Source organism: Paenibacillus sp. 598K (assembly GCF_003851045.1).
GTDB lineage: Bacteria > Bacillota > Bacilli > Paenibacillales > Paenibacillaceae > Paenibacillus_D.
Genome location: NZ_BFBX01000016.1, coordinates 1 through 841, shown reverse-complemented (window position 1 = coordinate 841; position 841 = coordinate 1). Strand labels below are relative to the sequence as shown.

The window sequence follows — 841 nt, the reverse complement described above, 5'->3', positions numbered from 1 at the left end:
AAGGTGTTCACCATCAATCCCAAACTGGTCAGCAAGTTTCGCGAGGCCTATCCCGACCTGGATAAGACCGACCGGCTCGATGCGTGGGTCATTGCCGACCGACTGCGCTTCGGACGCTTGACGACGACCATCGTCATGCAGGAGCAATATGTCGCGCTCCAGCGCCTGACTCGCATGCGGTTCCATCTGATCCACAACCTGACCCGCGAGAAGCAATACTTCTTGCAAAACCTGTTCTACAAGTGCAATGCCTTTACGACCGAGGTCGAGAGCTCCGTATTCGGTCATGCCATCCTGGAGATGCTCTCCGAGAAGTATAGTCTCGACGACATTGCCACGATGGAGGTCGGCGATCTGGCCGATTATCTTCGGGACAAGGGTCGCAACCGTTTCCCGGATCCAGAGAACGTTGCCCGTTGCATTCAAAAGGCGGCCAGAGCCTCCTACCGTCTCTCCAAGGTGGTCGAGGACTCCATCGATCTGGTGCTAGGCACGTCGATCCAGGCCATCCGGAGCATCCAGACCCAACTCAAGGATTTGGACAAGGCCATCGAGAAGGTGCTGGAGACCATTCCAGGCGCTCTGTGCCTGCGTTCCGTGCCGGGCATTGATCGCGTCTATGCGGCTGGCCTGCTCGCGGAGATTGGCGACATTGATCGCTTTAGCGACCAAGCCGCGCTAGCCAAGTATGCCGGCCTCACGTGGCGCAAACAGCAATCTGGCGCTTTTGAAGCGGAAGACACCAAGCGCATTAAATCCGGCAACCGATTCCTTCGCTATTACCTGGTTGAAGCTGCCAACTCGGTCAAAAACCGCGATGAGGAATTCGGTGCGTACTACC

The 841-nt window shown here is 56.8% G+C and carries 1 protein-coding gene; it reads left to right on the top strand.

Annotated elements, in window-relative coordinates; all coding sequences use genetic code 11:
• Positions 1 to 841 (top strand): IS110 family transposase (locus PA598K_RS06420; protein WP_128656436.1); only part of this gene is annotated, 841 nt, incomplete at both ends.